Source organism: Seonamhaeicola maritimus (assembly GCF_008056315.1).
In the GTDB taxonomy this organism is placed as follows: Bacteria; Bacteroidota; Bacteroidia; order Flavobacteriales; family Flavobacteriaceae; genus Seonamhaeicola; species Seonamhaeicola maritimus.
On record NZ_VRKQ01000008.1, the window covers coordinates 33,763 to 52,966 of the forward strand.

Here is a 19,204-nt window from a genome sequence, read left to right on the forward strand (position 1 = left end):
TTTTATAAAAGGCTTTGCATTTACTAGAAATATTTTAAATTTGCATCCGCAATCGAGAGGTTGTATGTTCATATAAAAGACTGCGAAAGTAGCTCAGGGGTAGAGCATCACCTTGCCAAGGTGAGGGTCGCGGGTTCAAATCCCGTCTTTCGCTCTGATACTTTCTTAAAATATACCAAGTTGCTGAAGTGGTGGAATTGGTAGACACGTTGGACTTAAAATCCAATGGCCTTTGGGCCGTGCGGGTTCAAGTCCCGCCTTCAGTACAAAAGCCTTTATCGAAAGATAGAGGCTTTTTTGTTTTTAATTCTTTAAGCCAAAATATCCTTAACCACATGCCCATGAACATCGGTTAATCTAAACCGTCGACTTTGGTATTTAAAAGTGACTCATTATAGTAAAAAGAATTTCGGAGTAAGGATTAGTTTGTTTATTATTCTATTTGTTACTGGAATCTAAGGCAGCATCAAACTTATATCCATCACCATTCATATAGTCTCGAACCATTTTATATTCTTTCTGTACTCTGTCACCATTCTTTAAAGACAAGTTGCACTCAAATCGCACGAAATGATATTGAGGATAAAATGCATGACCTACGCCCCAAGTTAGACCTTGCCCTGGCTGTATATCAACATCATTAAAATTTCCTGGACGATAAGCGCCTCCACCCATCGGAACAACCAGTCCCTGAATAACTGGATAAAAATTGATTCCATCTTCAGAGAATAGTATACTATTTCTCTCCGGTCCTTCTGCTAAAGTAGCACACACTCCGTTACGATATGGCCAAAACATACTTCCGTGTCCTCCCATCAATACAGGGTTATATTTTGATTTAATATAGGGACCCTCGGGGTGGTTAGCAATAGCAACTCCCGTTGCCAGAGGTATGTCTGCATGTTCTTTATTAAATTTTCCAGAAGAGATGTTAGGCTTCCAAGGTAATCGGCCATCACTTTTGTAGTATATAAAGTATTTCCCTCCTTTAACAATAAAAGTAGGTTCATGAATAACTTCTCCATCCCAATCTTCTTGTGACCCTGGTTTCAGAATAGGTTCGTTTAAGGCCTTCCAAGGACCATTAGGCGAATTAGCAACAGACATTCCAATAACGTTTGGAACAAAATCACCAGCTGTCTTAAAACTTTTTCCCCAACGGGCATGTTTTATGCTTTCTGCCGATTGATAACACAGGTAGTATTTACCATTTGCAACTAATATTTCAGGATTAAATACACTGCGATGATCATAACGTCCAGCTGGACCCCGTTGAATAGCAACACCTTGCTCTTTCCATTTATATCCATCTTCAGAAGTAGCATACCAGACCTCACATAAATCCCAATGAAACGCTCTTGTTGAATCTGTCGCTTCCTTTGGTCCAACCACTTCAGAATAAGTAGGTGGCTTGGAGTACCACATATAGTATGTATTATCTACTTTTATGACACTTGAAGGGTAGTAACGTTCAATTCCTTTTTCAAATTCAAATCCTTCAAGTTTCACATATTTGAACTGAGTGTTAAACTCATTGTATTTCTCATAATGAATCTTACCCTCACGAAAACGTTTATAGGAAGCGCTTTCATACGTGGTAGTTTGTCCAATCAAACTTGTCCAAACACTAAAGAAAATGACAAGTGAAAACAAATTTATTTCAAACCTTTTCATTTTAAATTATTTCTATTTAGTTGTGTTATAATAAACTAGACAGGATACTAATCCCAAGCAGAAAGCCCTATGATTTCTCCATTTGGGCCTTTGAAAAATGTGTATTTGTCCTGAGTGTAATTGTCATTCTCTAATTCATACCCCTCTTCTTTTAGCTTATCTCCAATTGGACCAATATTATTAACTTTAAGCATGAAATGGTTGTGATTGGTGTTTCCAATCGGCCCAACCTGATCCCAAAATTCTGGTGCGGTGAGAGATAAGCTAATCGTCACGTCACCAGCTTTAAGTCTCATGACTAACATACCTTCAAGCATTGGGCCATGAAGAACCTCAGCATCTGCCAACTTGAATCCGAGAATTTCTCGGTATAATTTCATGGTTTTCTCAAGTTCAAGTACATGCACGCATATATATTTTAATCCCGTTACACGAGCTTGAGGTTTGATTTCTTCGATGTTAATTGATGAATCTGAACTCTGCGCGTAACTATAACCTGTGCAAACTAGAGAGAATACTATAAAAAAGGAGTATCTCAATACAAGATTCGATTCAATTATGTTTTTTCTACTAATCTTAATTTTCATATTAAATGGCGTTTCTACGAAATTATAATAATTTATGTTCGACATAGGCTCTACTTTCCTCAATAAAAACTGAACAATTGAAATATTTGAAATCTCAGAATCTCACATTATCAACTGTTCCTCAATAAAAACTAGACAATCACTTTAAACAGGTAAACAACAACATATTAAAAGTGTAATGTTTTGTAATATTACTTTCAAGAAGCATTGTTGAAATTCCACTTTTGCTTCATTTTTAAAAACCTTTTATTCAGAATTAACTCAATAAAATTCAGTTCAAGACCTAAAAACAACATATTATGAAAACTCGCTTATTCCATGTTTACAGTATTATGATAATTTTACTTGTTTCGTGTTCATCAAGTTCTAGCGATGGACCAACTGGACCTACAGCAAATGATGATTCTCTTACTGTTAATGAAAACAGCAGTTCTGGATTAGACAATCAAATAGATGTATCCGTAAATGATAATTTAGGGCCTAGTGGGGGAGATACTAATAACTATAATTTAGTTAATCCCCCAACAAATGGAAATGCTACAGAAGTAAGTGACGGTGTATTTGAATATGTGCCAAATGGTGGATTCTTTGGAAGTGATAGTTTTACTTATAGAATTACAGACAAGGATGCCAATGAAGATACCGCTTTAGTTGATATAACGGTAAACGAAGTCCCTGGACCCTCAGTAGAGGATTTTGAAAATATGGATCCTAATTTCCCATCTTTTGTGTCTATAGATGATACTACACCAACTGGAAAAAAATGGGTTAAGGTAGATGCCTTATCGGATGAGTTTGATGGAACGTTGGATATAGGGACTACACCTTATGATTATTCGAAGAAATGGTTTTATTCAAATTGGAATTATGGAAATACACCTGTTTCTATGGGATCTAACTTTTTTACAGAAGATGGTAAGCTTTGTATAAAAGCTACTCTAGGATCTGATCCACTCTGGTTTCAAACCGCTAGAGTACATTCAACTACTAAGATTAGCTATCCTATGTATACCGAATGTAGTATGAAGACTGCTCATATTTCTGCATTTAATACGTTTTGGATGAATAATGGGGACATTGATGACCGCGATGAAATAGATATAGTTGAAAACAATTCTAAACCAACGCAGGCATGTATAGATACGTCCACAAATACGCCGAATTTCCCATGGACAACTCATTTGTTTCCAACACAAATGAATTCTCAGTATTTCATTGCGAAAAATGGCGTAACAGAAAGACATGAAGATAATTATGATACAAGATGGTTGTTGCCAGAGAATCCGAAGAAAGATAAAACTTGGAATGAAGATTATCATATTGTAGGCTGTTGGTGGATTGATGAACGTACGGTTCAGTTCTACTTGGATGGAGAGCCTGCGGGTAAAGTAACTACAAATCAAGATTTTTCTTTAGAACTGGAACTTATTTGGGATTTATGGACTGCGGATGAATGCTATTTAGGAGGACTGGCTAATAAAGAAGATTTAAATGATGATAGTATTAATACGATGCGAATAGATTGGGTTCGTACTTGGAAATTGGAGGCAAATTAATTTCAAGAATAATCTATGTTTAAAAGGATTAATTACTCTCTAATTGCAATAGAATTTAAAATGATTAAGTAGGATATAAAATTATTAATTAACCGTTAGTTTAGTTTTAATTAGTTTTGTTAAAGGGTATGGTGTCTAAAACCATGCCCTTTATTGTTTGGTTAAATATTTAAGTAGCAACTTAGCAGTTGGTTATAGAGTTTTTACCTTCTTCTAGCTCACATCTAACAGGTGATGATAGAATCAGAAAGATCATCCTGAATAACTTAAATTGGAAATTGACTGAATTAAAAAAGCAGTAATGAAATTCTAATGAAAAAAGTGAAGATTTTACTTCTCTCTGTTTAAGTCACGCCTATATAATAAGAACTTAGAAAAAAAACCTCGTTTAGTGAAACGAATAAGAGGTAGGAAGTACATGGTTTAAAATATACAACACAAAAAAATGAAGTATAAAAAGTTAAAGACAGTAGCCTAAAATAGGATACTGTCTTTAATGATTAAGTTTAAGTATTATATAATCTTATTCACCAGGAGCACGGTGTTCTGTTTTTCTTTCTGAAGAAAACTTCATGATACTTTGGTAGTTCCAGCTATTGTAAACGTGTGATAATCCCCAACGCAGTATTTCTGTAGGGTCTTTTTCATTATCTGCTGTCCTATTTAACCCAATAGCATGTGCATCTACACTTTTTAATACTGACATAATTTCGAAATTAAGACCGTCTGGCGACCATTGAATAGTATTTTTCTCTGGACCGTCCGTGGTAATTAACGAAGCAATACCTCCGTTATAAGGCCACACACAAATTTCATGGCCACTATTACTAATTGGATTATAAGGTGATTTCACGTATGGCCCTAAAGGGTTATCTGCTATAGCAACACCATGACGAATTTGTCTTCCACCAAAAGTAATTTGTTCTCCCATTTGTTCTCCTTTGTAATAAAGGTGAAATTTGCCATTATACGGTATAATGCATGGGTCATGTACTTTGTGACTGTCAAAATCACCCTTCTTCTCAACAGCAAATCTGTTTTGGGCTTCACCTTTCCAAATACCATTGTCAGCAGGACTAAGAATAGGCTCCTTACTTTTTGTCCAAGGGCCATCTGGTGAATCTGACCAAGCTAAACCTATTTGGTTTTTTACACGTACTGTATACGGAGATTTTACCGCTTGGTAGCATAAATAGTATTTGTTCTCATGTTTCATAATTTCTACTGTGAATACAGATCTGTCGTCATACTCTCCTTTTTCACCTCTTGCAACTGCCAAACCTTCCTCTTTCCAAGTTTCTCCATCTTCAGAGGTTGCATACCATATATCACATCTATCCCAAGGGAATACCTTATCATTTTCAACATCACCTCCAAAACCTTGACAAGGGCCAGTGCTTTTAGAATACCAAACGTAGTACTTACCGTTTTCTTTAATCATGGCACTCGGATCCCTACGTACAACACCTTCTTCATATGCCAAATCTCCTTTTAATGGCTTTAAGCCAGAAAATTCAATAAACCAATCGTTACCCAAATCTGTAGGCCATTTTAACGCTCTTTTTGAAGCGCTACTAAGATGGTTTACATCCGTTATGCCTAAATGATCAATTTGCTCTTGTGTAATTTGTTTAGAGTCTGAATTATCAGCTTTATCCTCAGTTTCAATCTGTGGTTTAGTGTTACACGAAATTATTAATGTTATTAGAAATAGATAGTGAAAAATTTTAGTTTTAAAAATCATTTTAGTTGTTCTTTTAATTATTAAAAAAAGTGCATACCAAAGGGTACCATTTACTCTTAAGTTAAATTATTTTATGCCAGTTGAAGCATTTAAAAATTGAAACAATTTTCATTAGTTCTAACAGTTTGTTTTGGTTTATATCTTCTAAATTTTTTTGGATGAAGTAAAAATACATTACATCAAAATAACACCAATTTAAACATCAGTATTTTCACAAATATCAATTATATATGGTAGAAACACCTTGTTTTTTCATGAATAAAAACTGAACATCCCTAAAAAAATCCTCAATTTTAATTGGCTGTATCTAATCAAGTATTATATTGAAATTGATTGAAACAACTTGTATGGTGTTCAGTGTTATATCGTGCAGTGTTAAGTTAAAAAATGACATAATTTTTATAACATTTTATAAAATGAAGAAGAGTTTAGGTTTTAAAAAAATATTGAGTGCTGCTATTATTTTATTGTGCTTATATGTAAATGCCCAAGCACCTTACGGAACCAATAAATATATTGACAAAGCCAACCTATTAACAACAAAAAAAATAGATAGTGCAACTTATTATTTAAATAAGGGTATTGAGTTTTATTCTGCCAAAAAGGATACTATAAATCTAATTAACACTTTATGTCAACTCTCATCATTATACGACAATGTGCTGGATTATGGAAAATCTTATGATGGTTATTGGGACGCTCTAATATTGGCCGATTTATCAAATGATGATATTTCTAAAGCCAGAGTGTATCAGGAATTGGGGTGGCTGTACCTTTCTTATAGAAGGGAGAACGAGTCTTTGCGTTATTTTAATATGTCTCTTAAGTTAAAGAAAAGATTATTTGAGGAGAAGAAAATAAGTCGAGACTATTTAGTTAGTAATTATTTTGCAATGGTTAACTGTTATCGTGTAAATGATAATATGACAATGACTAAGGCTTATTTAGATAGTTGTCAAGTATCATTAAATAAAATTGGGCCTGATGAGAAATCGTATTATGTTGAGTCTGAAAAAGCTTACTATAAAGCAGCAGTAGGTGGGGATTATGATGGGGCGCATAAATTGCTATATGATGCAAAGATGTATTTTCAAACAACTGAGCCTTCATATTTAACAGTAATCCATTTCTTAATAGCTGAGGTTTATAGAATGGAGGGTAGTATTGATAAGAGTATTAGGCATTATAGAGAATCTTTAAGATTTGCTGAAATGTACAATAGGCATTTGGGCTATAAGCATTTTAACTATGAAGTATTATCAGATATTTATTATAGTAAAGGAGATTTTAAAGAAGCTTATCATTTTAAAAAGAAGGAACAGGAGTTAAACGAAAAAATATTTGGTAGAAGAAGCGAGAATAACAAGCATTTAATTGAAATTAAAGATAAATATAGACTTCAAAAAGAAAAAGAGACAACACTTCTTAAGGAGGCTAGAATTGAAAAACTCGAAAATCAAAAAAGAATAGGATTTTTACAGAATATTTTGATGGGAGTAGTTGTTATCTTTTTATTATTGTATGGTCTACTTTTCTTTAGGAATTTAAGAAGAAAGCACAGGATGGAAAAAGAAAAAACGAACGAAGTTATGAAGCTAAAAAACAGAGAGCTCACAGCTTCGGCATTGCAATTAATAGAAAGAGAAGAATTTATAATTAAACTAAAAGAGAGTATTTCTAAGACAGATGAAATAGATATAAAGGCAATAAATAGAATGGTTAACAGTTTTCAAAATTCGCCAGGTGGCAATTGGGAAGAATTCGAAGCTAGATTCACTTCAATAAATCAAAGCTTTTATGATAATATTAGGAGTAAATTTCCCAATTTAGGACCTACAGATTTAAAGCTCTGTGCTTTAGTGAAACTAGGGTTTTCTAGCAAGGAGATGTCTTCCTTACTCGGTATTACGATGGAAAGCGTGCACACTTCTAGATATAGATTAAGAAGAAAATTAAAGCTAGAAAAAGGAACGAATCTTACTCAATTTATTTCGACTATTTAAACAGACATAAAATCTTAAGTTAATATAGAAAAGTCTGTTAATTAGACTCTATCAGTATCGTAAAATAGATTTAGAGATTTTGCTTCCATAACAAACAATGGGGGAAATCATAGATCCCCCCCCATTGTTTGTTCAAAACTAAGCGACTAATCTTTAATTTAGTCACTAGTTTTCCTTTTGTATTAACCTATTTAATCTCAATATTAACTGTTCTGTCTTCAAAACCAGAAGCTCTTGCAGTGATCTTTACAATACCAGGTTTAAATTTTGATTGAAGAATAGCCAAACAACGTCCTTTGGCTGTAGTGATTTTTTTAGACTGAAAATCTTGACTATTGGACCTTTCACCATTATCTACCCCTAACCATCGGCAATCTCCTTCAACAATAAACTCTATGTCTGTATTTTCCGTTTTTACTTCTAATCCATTCTTGTCTAACAATTGTACTTCTAAATGAGCAACATCGTAGCCGTCAGCCTTTAAAGATTCTTGATTGGATATGAGCTTTAAGCTAGTGGGTTTGGAGGTTGTTTGTAATTCAGCAATTACCTCTTGCCCATCAAACCCAGCTTTTGCAGTTAATGTTCCTACTTCAAAAGGCACCATCCAACGAAATAATCGATCTGGACATTCAGACATACTTTTTCTTCCGAGTGATTTACCATTTAATAATAGCTCCACAATAGTATGATTTGAACAAACTTCAACAACTACCATTTCACCTTCTTCATAATTCCAATGCATATTAGAATCTCGCCAATTACTAGATGCATCAGCATTTTCAGGAAGCTGTTGACCAGATATTTCATTAGTCTTAAATCTTGAATTTTTCATGGGCATAGTACCTATTGAAATATGAGGTTTGTTTACCCAGATACTTTTAAAATAGTTCCATCCTTGATATTTGAAACCTGCTAAATCCAGCAAGTCTCCCCAGCCACTTTTATTGGGCCAATCTCCATGTCTTTCTCCCATGTAGTCTATTCCGGTCCACATGAAAATACTAAAAACACCAGGGTTTTCTAAAACTTGTTTCCAATCATCCCATGTGCCAGGGTTTTCGTTGATTGTAATTTGTTTGTTTGGAAAATATTTTAAAGCCCAAGGAATATCTTTATTTCTGTAACTAAAACCAGCAATATCTATAGCATCTGCATAACCACTTACCATACTTGTTTGAGCCACTACAAAGTTTGCAGTTACTGGTCTAGTTGTATCTAATTCTTTGGTCCACTTACTAAGCTGCGTTGCTGTTTCTGTTAAGTTGTATTCAGTTTTTTCAATTTCATCGTATCGCTTTTTCATCTCATCGGGTGTAAATAATGGTTCACTACTCCAATAACTTCCAGAATCTTGTGGGTCATCAGGATTTTCCCAAAAACCTGTTACATATCTGTAATGAAGATATGTCCATTCAATTTCATTCCCAATACTCCACTGAAAAACACTTGGATGATTTCTATCTCTTAACATTGTACGGGTTAAGTCACTTTTATTCCATTCTCTAAAGTGCTCAACATATCCTCTAGTAATATAGTCGTCATGCCTATCGTGGAAGTTTAAACGCTTGTCTTTGGCATATTCAAACTCATCAAAAAACTCATTTTGAACAAGGATCCCCATTTCGTCACATAAATCTAAAAATTCCTGTGAATAAGGGTTATGGGCTGTGCGAATAGCGTTTACACCGCAGGCCTTTAATCTTTCAAAGCGACGTCTCCAAACACCTTTAGGAACAGCAGAACCTACCAAGCCAGCGGCGTGATGTAGGCAAACCCCTTTTACATCGGTTACTTTTCCGTTTAGCTTAAAACCAAAATCTTTATTAAACTCTATACTTCTAATTCCAAATGGTGTTTCATACCTATCAATAACTTTTCCTTTTACTAAAACAGTAGTAATTGCTTTATACATATTGGGGTTTTGAATATCCCAAAGTTTAGGGTTTGCAACTGTTAGAGAATGGTTAAATGTGTTTTCTGTTTTCGATTCTAAATGTAGTTCTTCCGAAAGTTGTGCCACCTCATTGTTATAAGCATCTAAAATGGAAGTTGACAAGGTAAAAGACTTGTCATCATTGTAATCGTTTTTCACTTTTATTTCTAAATGAACCTTAGCTTCTTCAGCGGAAACTTCCGGAGTAGTAAGAAAGGTGCCCCAAATAGGAATATGCAATTTGTTAACCGTAATTAGTTTTACATTTCTATAAATCCCGCTTCCTGTGTACCAACGGCTATCAGCATATCTAGAGTGGTCTACATGCACGGTTAATACATTTTCATTATGGACATCTTCAAGGACATCTGTTAAGTTAAAATATACAGGAGAGTACCCATAAGGGTTTTCACCTAGAAGTTTACCATTTAACCAAAATGTGGCATTATTATAAACCCCATCAAAAAGTACGTAAGTGTTTGTCTCCTTCTTATTTGATGTAGTTTTAAAATGCTTTTGATATACACCAACCCCACCAGGAAGAAATCCAGTAGCTCCTTCATATTTAGGATCAAAAGACATTTCAACACTCCAATCATGAGGTAATCTTAGTGTTCTCCACTTTTTATCTTTTAAAGGAATAGTTTTAGGTTTTGTAGTGTCTTTTTGTAAGGCAAATTTCCATTCGAAGTTAAAATCCGTTTCCCGTTGCAAATCTTGGGCATCTACCTTAGGTAGAAATAAAGTAATTGACATTAATAAAAGTAAGAATCTCATGAAATTTTAATTATCTGTTCGTGCTATGATCAATCTTGAAGGCAAATCATAAGTTTGACTTAACGCCTTAATTGGAAGAATCTTTTTTGAGTAATTTTTAATGTTGGTAAAGTAGGAATTTGAATTTGCTCCCTCATATCGCTGTAAACTACATCTGAATGTTAAATGTTTAAATGCACATTTGAAGTAATTGAGGTAATCTTTTTTAAGATTTAAAAAAAAGGGCTTGTCTATAATTTAAGACAAACCCTTTTTTAAACTAAATCAAACTAACAAATTTATGGTCTTAACTCAACTTCTGCTAGAACCATATCATCTATATAAAACCTTAGGGTATCGGCGTTATTTTCATTGAATCCTCTAATTAACCAAGTAATTTCCGCGTCAGTACTAGATTTAAAATAGAACTTCTGGTAAACCCATTCACCTGTTGGCATATCAGAACTAAAAATTGTTGTAGCCCAATCTCCCATGGCCCAGTTGCTAGCGTAGAATCTAATATCTGAGGCTGCGTTTCCAGTTGGCGCATTTGCAATTCCATCTACCACGTATAGCCAATAACCAAGTTCATACTCTTGACCAACTACCAATTGGAAATTGGCATTACCTGCTATTATCATTCCGCCATTTGGCCTATACTCTATGTACATACTATTACTACCTGTACGTGGCATATCAGAATTTATGGTCATATCATATTCACCCCATATGCCACCCCACCATTGGTAAGGCCAGTCACCACCTGCGGTTGATTCAAAGCCAAAATCTATACCAGTAGATTCATAAAAATTCGGGTTGGCACCAACAGAAGTGGACATAAAATCCGTAAAAGCATCGGCGTCTACTTGATCTGCCGTTTTAAGACTTCCAGGTGTATAGGAAACAAAGGCCGTATCATTATCATACATACGCTCACCGCTCAATTCAAGTAAGACAATGTTTTTTTCATCATCATCCAATGTTACATTTTCAACAGTTGGGTTAAGGATGTTTCCTCCATTTTCCAATCTTACAGTAAAGTTGCTCGCATTTAAACTTGTATCATCCATATCTCTACTAAATTGAAGTGCTACAAAACCATCTTTCTCTCTAACAGCTTCCAAAACAACAGGTTCAGTAGAAGGAATAACCTTTATGATTTTTTCAAAGGAAATAGTGTCAGCGTCTCTTGGGCGGAATCTTGAAGCTATGAAATTTACATCATAGGATCCTAAAGAGTTAAACTTCATGTCTACTTCATTTAAAGTGGTTTGGATTCTATCTGGTTTACCGCCATCAGAAGTCCATAGTGCACCGTCTGGTTCACCAACTGCATCAAAAGTTAATCTTACAAATTTGCTTGCGGTAACTTCATTTTCTGCATCATCGGCTAAAACTAATTCATCTCCAGTTGTTCCATCATCATTAACGTGGTACAATTTTAATGTAGATTTAATTGAATCAAGTACAGTAACAACAATAGTTGTATCTAATTCTCTACCATTAATAGGTTGGGTACTATCATCATTTGGGTATACATCACCACCAAATGTTTGGCTTAATGTAACATCATAAACTCCAGGCTTGTAAAAAACACCTTTAATTATCGCTTCTGATGAGGTGTTCTCACCGTTTTCAGCAATTACAGATACATCAGTACCTCCAGGTAAAGTCCATTGTCTAGAAACAACACCTCTTGAAATATCACCAAAGTCTATGTGTCCATTGACAGAAACTCTATTTTCAAAATCCATTTCAGAGGTTACTATAATTCTATGGTTCGTGTCCATCGTTTCAACGGACAAATCTTCTCCACAGCCTACAAAAAGCAAGCCTATTGCGAAGAGAAAACTTAAAATTTTAAAATTTTTCATAATAAGCAATTTTATTGATTATAAATTTCATTAGACTGTATCTCTGTACTTGGTATAGGGAAATAGTCATGTTGTGCTGGATCATAAATACTTTGAGCAACAGTAAAGTCTGGTCGTACCTGTCCATTTATTACAAATGGTTGCTCAGTTGGGTCCTGAATTGAAGCTAAGTTATCTTGACGCCAAATTTCATCAGCTCTAAGCTCATCAAAAACTTCTTGAACAATACCCCAACGCACTAAATCTTTCCATCTGTGTCCTTCATAACAAAGCTCTAAAGGTCTTTCAACACGACGAATGTGGGTCATAACAGTTTCTGCACTTGGTGCAACAAACGGACGGTCTCCATTTACCTGATTAACTACAACTTGTTTACTCACATGCAATTGAGGAAATGTTCCACCGTTCATATCCATATACTGCTGCAAGGTATATACACCTGCACGACTTCTTACCATATCCACATATTCCAAAGCAGTCATGAAGTCTCCATTAGACTCAATAATAGCCTCAGCATACATCAACAGTACGTCTGCATATCTTATTTGTCTAAAATTAATACCGCCACGTCCTTGTGCAGGCTCTGCTGGCAAATGATACCAATTTGAGTGCTTTTTAACATAAGCGCTTTGGCCACCACCCCATCCGCCGATTGCGCCATAAGGTTCAAGATACCACAGGCCTTCTCCGTTTTGAGGCGCAATGGTACCATACATTCTTCTAGACTGAAGGTTTTCGTCATTAATAGAATTGTTTGGGTCTACCTCATCATCAACTAGCATCTCATGAAGGTTGTAAGTTGGAAGCACTGTGTTAAATCCTCCAGCTCCTAAACGACCAATCTCAGTTGATAATGTAGTTGATTCAGAACCGGTATTAAAAGGTGTATCATCTACTGGGAATCCAGAGTTTCCTGGATTGATATCAAAGGAGTAATTAACCTCAAGAATAGACTCTTCATTAAACTCATTTTCATGCCAAAAGTTGTCAGTGATATCTCTAGTAAGTGCATAATTGCCAGAATCTATAACTTGCTTAAATAAATTAGCAGCTTCAGTCCAGTTTTCTTCAAATAAGTAAACCTTTCCTAGCATACTAGTTGCTGCTCCCCAAGTAATTCTACCAACGTCTTCTCCATCCCAAGTTTCTGGTAGGTTGGCCATTGCGAATTCTAAATCAGGAATAATTATAGTTGAAGTTATTTCTGCCTTATCAGAAAATGGCTGGTTAAAATCTTCCGTAGAACGCGCTACATCCAAATGAATCATAGCTCCACCATAAGAGTGCGCCAATTGCCAATAGAAAAATGCTCTTAAAAAGCGTGCCTGTCCTTCAATCACTGCTTTAGTATCATCATCCATAACATCTTCATCTACTGTCTGGAGATTTACGATAACCTGATTTGCTCTAAAAATACCAACATAACATTCTTCCCACTTATCAACTACATGAATGCTATTATTATTAAATGCAAGGTTTCTAAACGCAAAAGGTCTGTACCACGATTCGGTACCACCTATATCTCCTAAAACAAATTCTTGTACTAATTCTGCACCACTGATGGAGCGGTATTGCAAAGCACCATATACAGTGGCTAGAGCAGCCTGAAATTGCCCTTCAGTCTTCCAAAACGTCTCAGGTGTGATAAAATTTGGATTTTGTTCATCTAAGAATACACCTTCGCTGCAACTCGTCGTAACGAATATAAAAAGCAGTGTAAACTTGATTAAATTATTTTTAATTTTTTTCATAATATTTATTTTTTTAGAAACTTAATTGTAATCCCATCATAAATTGGCGCGATACAGGGTAATTACCGAAATCTATCCCTCTATTAGTTATACCATTACCTCCTACCTCAGGATCATATCCATTGTATTCAGTAAAAGTAAACGGGTTTAATGAGTTCAAATACACTCTAAACTTCTCAATGCCAAGCTTTTCTGTCCCCGGAACCGTATAACCAATAGAAAGCGTTCTAACTCTAAGATACGTACCGTCTTCTAACCAATAGTCTGATGACGGCTTAATATTGGAATGGCCAGATGTTTGTCTGTATGTTGGAATATTTGAATCTGGATTTTGAGGAGTCCATTGAAATACCTGATCTTGATGACGTCCAAAAGTGTATGCAATATTCTTACCACCGTTATAAATTTCTGCGCCATAAGAATAAAACATTTGACATGCTAAATCCCAGTTTTTATAATTCAAGTTTAAGTTTAATCCCACATCAAATTCTGGGATACCTGATCCTGAATACACTCTGTCATCCTCTGTTAAAGCACCATCTCCATTCATGTCTTTATAACGCATATCTCCTAGTTGGGGAGTACTTATCACACCAGCAGAATTATCTAATAGTTGATATTCTGCCAATTCTTCCGCAGTTTTAATTACCCCATCATTTTGAAATAGGAAAAAAGCATAAGCCTCACGACCTACCTCAAGGAAGGTGGTTGCTTCTCCCGTTGGAACATTTACATTTATAAAGCCATTTGCAAAACCTCTCTTAACACCATCTAGTTCTGTAACTTCATTTTCATTCTTAGAGAACACACCAGATATACTGTACTTAAAATCATCACCTATTTGATCTCTAAAGTTTATTCCTAATTCAATCCCTTTATTAACCATGTTTCCTGCGTTAACTGGGATTGTATTATAGGCACCTTCAGCAAATGGTTGCCATGTACCAGTAGATGGCGCTATACGTTGATTAATCAACATATCTTCCTTATCATTTTGATATACATCTGCCGTAATATTCAATTTGTTATTAAAAAGCCCTATTTCAACACCAATATTTCTAGAAATAGTAGTTTCCCAAGCTACATCTGGATTGCTGTATTGTCTTTGAACTTGACCGAATACCATATCTTCATTAGGTCCAAAAGGATAATTTACCCCTGTTTCAATAATCTGTTGGAACCTATAATCTCCTATACCATTAAAGCCTGTCTCGGCAATACTTCCTCTAAGTTTTAAAGAGTTAATACCTTCAACATTGAACCAATTTTCATCACTTACATTCCAACCAGCGGATAATCCAAAGAAATCGGCATACCTGTTATTGCTTGGGAATCTTGAAGATCCATCTCTTCTGAAACTTGCAGAAAACAGGTATTTGCCATCATAATTATACTGAACCCTTGCTAGTTTACCTGCAATAGTATTTTTAGTATTAACACCTGTAGGTTTAATGCCTTCCGCCCCATTTGATAATACTTGAATGTCATTCGAAGCTATATCGTCATACAATACCCCTACAGAAATATTTTTATTTTCAAATCTTTCATAAGAAGCAACCGCTAAAAGGTCTAAGTTATGTTTACCAAATGATTTCTTATAATTTAAGATATGTTCAATGGTTTCTCTTTTGGCGAAATTGTAAAATTCCTGTAAAGACGCATTAAGTCTGGACGCAGACTCATTTAATCTTCCAGTTCTATCGATAGCTAAATATTGTGGCTGAAAGAACTTTCTAAAAAAGTTAAATTGATTGCGCCCCATATTTAATTTGTACTTTAACCCATCTGCAATTTCATATTCTAGGTTAAGAGACATACTATAATTATTGTTTTCTCTTTCATCTACGTTGTCCAATTGCCTGGATAAATAACTAAAAAACACTTCATTTTCAACATCCAAAACTACAGCACTACCTTGAGACTCTATTGCATCAAACGGTCTAGTATGAGGTAATTGACCCACGCCATACTGATAAAAATTGAAAGGTTCTTGATTTCTATTTTCTTGGGTCATACTCATAGATGCAAAAGCTTTGAATTTCCCTTTAGTAAATTGACCCGTTATTCTATTGGTTAATCTATTAAAGTCTGAGCCTAAAATCACACCATCTTGTTTAAAATAATTGGTGTTAAAGTTAAAAGTAAGATTCTCAGCCCCACCAGAAATATTAGCAGTAACATTTTGAATTAGAGCATTATTATTTGTTACTTCATCCACAAAATTCGTATCCCAATCTAATGCGTTGGCATCCAAGAAAAATGTGTTTGGCTCACCCCCAGCCGCTTCAGCTGTTGTTTCTCTATTATAAAGATGCCCTAATGTATTTGCCAACGGTGGTCCAGAAGTAATGTTTTGGATACCACTATACGTATTAATATCTACTTGCATTTTCCCGGCTTTACCGCGTTTTGTAGTAATTAATATTACACCACCTGCAGCACGCACACCATAAATTGAGGCGGAAGCACCATCTTTCAGGATATCTATTGATTCTATTTGTTCAGGAGCAATGTTAGGATTGCCTTCTTGAGGAATATTATCAACAACATATAGTGGTTCGCCACCATTCAAAGACACCAAACCACGAATTTGTATGTTTGCGCCAGAACCAGGACGACCACTGCTAGCTTGAATGTTTACACCAGCAACTCGACCTTGAAGTGCCGAAGCAATATCAGATACTGGAGATTCTAGGAGTTCTTCAGCATTAACTTTTGCAACCGCTCCAGTAACCTCTTTCTTTTTCTGAGTACCATAACCTACTACTACAACTTCATCAAGTTGTGAAAGGTTTTCGGCAAGTGTAACGTTAATAGTTGTTTTGTTTCCCACAGTAATTTCTTGAGAAGCGTAACCAATAAAGCTAAATACCAATACGTCATTAGAATTAGCAGTTATTTCATAATTTCCATCAAAGTCTGTGGCTGTACCAGTGGTTGTCCCTTTAATGAGAATAGTAACTCCCGGTAGAGGAAGTCCACCTTCGGCTGAAACCACACCTTTTATGGTTTTGCTTTGAGCATGCACCCCACTCAATCCTAAAGTTAGGAATAATAGCAAGACGCTTACTTTAATCAATTTTAATTTTTGTCTTTTCATAATAATGAATTAGATAGTTCTGTGCTCCTGTGCCAATGCCAAAATGACACCAAAACACTTTGATTATTTAGTTTTTAATAATTAAATGGGTGTAAATTTATCGAATCACCAATCGAATTTAATAATGACCACCCTCAATAAAAACTGAACACAAAACATGTTTTTTTTGTTTATTGAGAATCTTTAGACTTACACATAAATGTTAGTTGTCATGTTTTTATGAAGTTCTATTTGTATTAAGAAAAACGAGCATTATCAATTCTTCTTTCTAAAAAAACGGTCGTGACACCTCATGTTAACTCTATGTATTACAGTGTTTTGTATGATTTGTAAAAAATATCAAGTATGCAGTAATCTCATTTAAGGTAAATGCTTTGTTCAGTTTTTGTTCAGTGAATTGGATTTTGAAATGAGAACTTGTCTTTCACAAAATTCTTTAATATCACATTGACATTAAAGTTTGATGAATATCCGAAATTGATTAAAACAGAAAGATTTTTGCTATGAACTTAACTCTATAGGAATGATGAGTTAACAAAGTTAAATAGTTATTAGGGTATTTACTAGTTCAAATTTTTAAACAAAAAAATAGTGTTACCATAGTTTAAAATGGAACTACATGCTACTAATATATTTTTATTAAACCGAGTTCTATAAGGAATTTGTGATAAATCTATGCTCATTTTTTTGAAGGGAAATTTTTGTTTAGATTTTTAAACAATTCCAATATTTGGTTCGATAATAGGTCAATGTGGTGTACAAAAGCCTTTATCGAAAGATAGAGGCTTTTTTGTTTTTAATGCTTTAAGCTAAAATATCCTTAACCACATGCCCATGAACATCGGTTAATCTAAACCTACGTCCTTGATATTTAAAATTGAGTCTCTCATGATCTATTCCTAATAAGTGCATTAAAGTTGCTTGAAAATCATGAACATGAACTGGGTTTTCTGTGATATTGTAGCAGAAGTCATCCGTTGCTCCATATGTTATTCCTGGTTTTACACCAGCTCCTGCCATAAATAAAGTAAAACATTTTGGATGATGGTCTCTACCAAAAGTATTGTACTTCAAAGATCCTTGGGAGTAATTTGTGCGCCCAAATTCACCACCCCAAATTACAAGAGTGTCTTCTAGTAAACCACGTTGCTTTAAATCTTTTATTAATGCTGCCGTTGGTTGGTCGGTTTCTTTAGCTTGCCTTTTTATTTGTGGTACCAAGTTGTTGTGAGTGTCCCAGCCTTGGTGATATAATTGCACAAATTTCACATCTTTTTCAATCAGTCTTCTTGCCAATAAACAATTCGCAGCATAGGTTCCCGGGTTTCTGCTATCAGGACCGTACATATCGTAAATATAATCGGGTTCTTTGCTAGTATCGGTTACTTCAGGGACTGAAGTTTGCATACGGTATGCCATTTCGTACTGGGCTAAACGTGCATCAATTTCAGGGTCTCCGGTGATAGAGGCTTGAATACGTTGTAATGCTTCTAAAGATTCTAATTGTCCTTTTCGCATTTCAGCAGAAACACCATCTGGATTAGTGAGGTATAAAACGGGGTCTTTCCCAGCTCTAAATTGGATGCCCTGATGCTGTGAAGGTAAAAACCCATTACCCCAAAGTCTAGAGTACAAAGGTTGTCCGCGTTTATCTTTGGTTACCAAAACTACAAATGATGGGAGGTTTTCATTATCACTTCCTAATCCGTAACTTACCCAAGAACCTATGGCAGGCCGACCTGCAAATTGCGAACCTGTTTGAAAGAAAGTAATAGCAGGATCATGGTTAATGGCTTCGGTATACATAGACTTTACAAAGGTGAGGTCGTCTGCAATTTCGGCCACATGAGGCATCAACTCACTTACCCAAGCGCCACTTTTACCATGTTGTTTAAAGTTAAAAACAGAACGGGCTAATGGTAAATTAGTTTGTCCAGCAGTCATTCCTGTTAGTCGCTGGCCTTTTCTTATGCTATCGGGTAATTCTTGACCGTGCATTTTGTCAAGTAATGGCTTATAGTCAAATAAATCCATTTGCGATGGTGCCCCACTTTGTAATAGATAAATAACCCGTTTTGCCTTAGCAGGAAAGTGCGGTCTACCAAGAATGCCATTTCCTGAATTGTTAAATGTCATAGCGTTTAACGGATTTACAATTTGACTCATGGTGAGAGCTCCAAGACCTAAAGAAGTTTTAGAAAGAAAATCGCGTCGGGTATAGTT

Annotated in this window: 10 protein-coding genes and 2 tRNA genes; 4 read left to right on the plus strand and 8 right to left on the minus strand. The window is 35.1% G+C overall.

Going from position 1 to position 19,204, the window contains the following annotated elements:
* Positions 1-82 precede the first annotated feature (82 nt).
* Together FUA22_RS00300 and FUA22_RS00305 are read left to right on the plus strand one after the other, a co-directional pair.
* Positions 83-154 (plus strand) — tRNA-Gly (locus FUA22_RS00300).
* 28 nt (positions 155-182) lie between these two features.
* Positions 183-266, plus strand: a tRNA-Leu gene (locus tag FUA22_RS00305).
* 172 nt (positions 267-438) lie between these two features.
* Here FUA22_RS00305 and FUA22_RS00310 read toward each other — a convergent pair.
* Both FUA22_RS00310 and FUA22_RS18640 read right to left on the minus strand, forming a co-directional pair.
* On the minus strand, positions 439-1,674 hold the full coding sequence (locus tag FUA22_RS00310; protein ID WP_147765506.1) for a glycoside hydrolase family 117 protein: 1,236 nt from the start codon (positions 1,672-1,674) through the stop codon (positions 439-441).
* A gap of 47 nt (positions 1,675-1,721) precedes the next feature.
* Positions 1,722-2,306 (minus strand): VOC family protein, encoded by a 585-nt coding sequence (locus tag FUA22_RS18640; RefSeq protein ID WP_317132071.1) that lies wholly within the window; start codon positions 2,304-2,306, stop codon positions 1,722-1,724.
* 254 nt (positions 2,307-2,560) lie between these two features.
* Between FUA22_RS18640 and FUA22_RS00320 the strand changes: the two genes are divergently transcribed.
* Positions 2,561-3,817 carry an Ig-like domain-containing protein gene (locus FUA22_RS00320; protein WP_170309807.1) on the plus strand — a complete coding sequence of 419 codons (1,257 nt, stop codon included), beginning with the start codon at positions 2,561-2,563 and terminating at the stop codon, positions 3,815-3,817.
* A 523-nt stretch (positions 3,818-4,340) separates the two neighbouring features.
* On the opposite strand, the gene FUA22_RS00325 is transcribed toward FUA22_RS00320, so the two are convergent.
* On the minus strand, positions 4,341-5,558 hold the full coding sequence (locus tag FUA22_RS00325) for a glycoside hydrolase family 117 protein (protein WP_394344017.1): 1,218 nt from the start codon (positions 5,556-5,558) through the stop codon (positions 4,341-4,343).
* 419 nt (positions 5,559-5,977) lie between these two features.
* On the opposite strand from FUA22_RS00325, the gene FUA22_RS00330 reads away from it, so the two are divergent.
* Positions 5,978-7,564, plus strand: coding sequence for a tetratricopeptide repeat protein (locus FUA22_RS00330; protein WP_147765508.1), 1,587 nt, complete (start codon positions 5,978-5,980; stop codon positions 7,562-7,564).
* 187 nt (positions 7,565-7,751) lie between these two features.
* Here the strand turns inward: FUA22_RS00330 and FUA22_RS00335 are convergent, their stop codons facing one another.
* The 5 genes from FUA22_RS00335 to FUA22_RS00355 form a co-directional block, all read right to left on the minus strand.
* Complete coding sequence (locus FUA22_RS00335; protein WP_147765509.1) at positions 7,752-10,277, minus strand: glycoside hydrolase family 2 TIM barrel-domain containing protein; 2,526 nt, start codon at positions 10,275-10,277, stop codon at positions 7,752-7,754.
* Positions 10,278-10,555: 278 nt separating this feature from the next.
* Positions 10,556-12,130 carry a hypothetical protein gene (locus FUA22_RS00340; RefSeq protein ID WP_147765510.1) on the minus strand — a complete coding sequence of 525 codons (1,575 nt, stop codon included), beginning with the start codon at positions 12,128-12,130 and terminating at the stop codon, positions 10,556-10,558.
* A gap of 11 nt (positions 12,131-12,141) precedes the next feature.
* Positions 12,142-13,881, minus strand: a complete 1,740-nt coding sequence (locus FUA22_RS00345) for a RagB/SusD family nutrient uptake outer membrane protein (protein ID WP_147765511.1) — start codon at positions 13,879-13,881, stop codon at positions 12,142-12,144.
* A gap of 13 nt (positions 13,882-13,894) precedes the next feature.
* Positions 13,895-16,981, minus strand: coding sequence for a SusC/RagA family TonB-linked outer membrane protein (locus tag FUA22_RS00350; RefSeq protein WP_147765512.1), 3,087 nt, complete (start codon positions 16,979-16,981; stop codon positions 13,895-13,897).
* Between the two features lie 804 nt (positions 16,982-17,785).
* The gene (locus FUA22_RS00355; RefSeq protein WP_394344018.1) at positions 17,786-19,147 is read right to left on the minus strand and encodes a DUF1501 domain-containing protein; all 1,362 of its coding nucleotides are present in this window, start codon (positions 19,145-19,147) and stop codon (positions 17,786-17,788) included.
* Positions 19,148-19,204 lie beyond the last annotated feature (57 nt).